The organism is Roseicyclus sp. (assembly GCF_018402035.1).
In the GTDB taxonomy this organism is placed as follows: Bacteria; Pseudomonadota; Alphaproteobacteria; order Rhodobacterales; family Rhodobacteraceae; genus Roseicyclus.
The window spans coordinates 1-2,436 of the sequence record NZ_JAGYJN010000052.1 but is presented as its reverse complement, the minus strand read 5'-3'; the positions used below and the strand labels follow the sequence as shown (position 1 = coordinate 2,436).

At 65.6% G+C, this 2,436-nt stretch carries 2 protein-coding genes; both read right to left on the bottom strand.

Annotated features, from left to right (window positions below; all coding sequences use genetic code 11):
• The coding region (locus KG698_RS15030; RefSeq protein WP_213686356.1) for a PEP-utilizing enzyme at window positions 1-1,880 on the bottom strand (1,880 nt) is incomplete at its 3' end.
• A gap of 101 nt (window positions 1,881-1,981) precedes the next feature.
• The coding region (locus KG698_RS15025) for a DALR anticodon-binding domain-containing protein (protein WP_300984193.1) at window positions 1,982-2,436 on the bottom strand (455 nt) is incomplete at its 5' end.

Genomic DNA, 2,436 nt, shown 5'->3' with positions numbered 1-2,436 from the left:
CCCAGCATCGGGTTGAATTCCTGCAAGCTTTCGATGCGCGCCTGCACCCGGCTAACGGGCAGGTCCAGCGCCTCGGCCAGCGCGCGGATACCGTCGCGGTCACCGGGCAGGAATTCATGCAAGGGCGGATCGAACAGGCGGATCGTGACCGGCTGGCCCTGCATCATCTGGAAAAGCTCGATGAAATCGGCCCGCTGCATCGGCAAAAGCCGGTCAAGCGCTGCGGCGCGGTCGGCCGGGTTCTCGGCAAAGATCATCTCGCGCATCACGGTCAGGCGCGCGGGGTCAAAGAACATATGTTCCGTGCGGCACAGCCCGATCCCGTCGACGCCGAAGCGCTGCGCCATCGCCGCATCCTCGGGTGTGTCGGCATTGGCGCGGATGCCGATATCGCGCGCGGCATCGGCCCAATCCATCAAGGTGGCGAATGCGCCCCCCAAGGCCGGCTCGACCAAGGGAACACTGCCTACCAGAATATCGCCGGTCGATCCGTCCAGCGTGATCACATCACCTTCGTGGAAAATGCGCCGCCCCGGCACGGTCAGGGTCTTTTTGCGCGCATCCAGTTGCAGCCGGATCGCCCCCGTCACGCAAGGCAGGCCAAGACCGCGCGCGATGACCGCGGCATGGCTGGTCATGCCGCCCCGCTCGGTCAGGATCGCTTGGGCGGCATGCATGCCGCGAATATCCTCGGGGCTGGTTTCGCGCCGCACGAGGATGCAAGCCTCGCCTTGCGCGGCCATCGCTTGTGCTACGCTGGCCGAAAACACGATCTTACCGGTCGCTGCCCCCGGCGCGCCCGCGATCCCGCGCGTCAGCACATCGCGCACCGCACCCGGCGCCACTTGGCGGTGCAAGAGCTGGTTGAGCGTGAAGGGCGGGATGCGCAGCATCGCCTCGTCGCGGGTAATGATCCCATCTTCGGCCAAGGCCACGGCAATCGCCACTTCAGCCCGGCCCGAGCGGGGGCTTTTGACCGCATCCAGAATGGCAAGCTGGCCGTTCATCAAGGTGAATTCCAACTGCATCTCTTCGCGCAACCGCTCGCGCGTCAGCCGCCCCGCCGCGCAGAGGTCGGCAACGATCTCGGGGGCCACATCCTCCAGCGCGCGACCGCGTGGGTCTTGTACGATGAATTGCGCATCGCTTTCCGACAGCGCCGCGCGGCCTTGGGCCTGTGGCAGCCAGCGGCCCGTCACCTGGGCCGCACCCGTATCGGGGGCGGCGAACTGCACCACGCCCGAGCCGGACAAGCCTTGGCCAATGCCCAGCGCCATTTCCTGCACCACCAGCCCCAGCCCGGCATCGACAGGTGCGCCCTGCGCTTGCCTGAGCAATCGCGCGGTCGTGCCTTCCCATGCGCGCGCCATGGATTTCAGCACCTCGGCCAATTGCTCGGCCGGGTCTTGGGGAAAGGGATCGTCGGTTTCGGTCTCGAACTCCGCCTTGGCCAGCCGGGGTGTCATCGTCCCCTCATAGCCATCGGCATCAAGCCTCAGCACATCAACCGCGTAAGAGCGGATGAAGCTGACATAGAGCGCGTCGGCGGCATCTTGGCCATGCGTCTGGGCCAGTTCGGCGGCTTTCGCATCGCTCATCCCGATATTGAGGATCGTCCCCGGCCCGCCCCAATCGGCCATCTGCGAGGAGGAGCGCACCGAGACAAGTGCGCCGGGGCCGAAGACGCCGATCAGCGATTGCATATCGGGCAGACGCCCAGCGGCGATGGCGCGCACGGTGTCAAAGCCCAAGGCCACGGTGCGCGGCACGGGCAGGCCCAGCCGCATCAACCGCTGCAAGCACTTCGCGCGGTTGCCATGCGTCGAGGTCCGCAATTCGGCGGTGGGTGTCACTTCGGTGAAGTCGGGCGTGGTCAGCATGGATGCCTCGTTTGCACCTGCAGCATTAGATACAACCACAGGGCGAAGTGTCCAGCAAAACCATCGGTCCGCCCATCATTGTTTTCTGATCACCCGCCGCCTCAACCCTCAAGCTTGGACAGATCGGCCACAGCACCGCAGGTTTCTACGATCCGATGCAGCAGGTTCAGGCGGTTGCGCCGCACGATCTGGTTCTCGGCATTGACCTGCACCGCCTCGAAAAACGCGTCGATGGGCGCGCGCAGGCTGGCCATCTGGGTCATGGCGGCGGCGAAATCCTCGGCCGCAAGGGCGGGTTTGATCGCCGCTTCGGCTGTGGCAAGGGCCGCGAAAAGCGCTTTTTCCTCAGGGGTTTCCGCGAATTTCACATCCGCGCCATAGCGGTATTCGACCCCATCGGCGCTTTCGGCCTGATGCAAGATATTGGCCGCGCGACGAAACCCTTGGACAAGGTTCTCGCCATCAGGGGTGGCAAGGAACCCCGCCAACGCGCGCGCGCGGGCCACGACAAGGAACAGGTCATCGGCAGGCGGGCGCGCCAGCGCCGCATCGATGA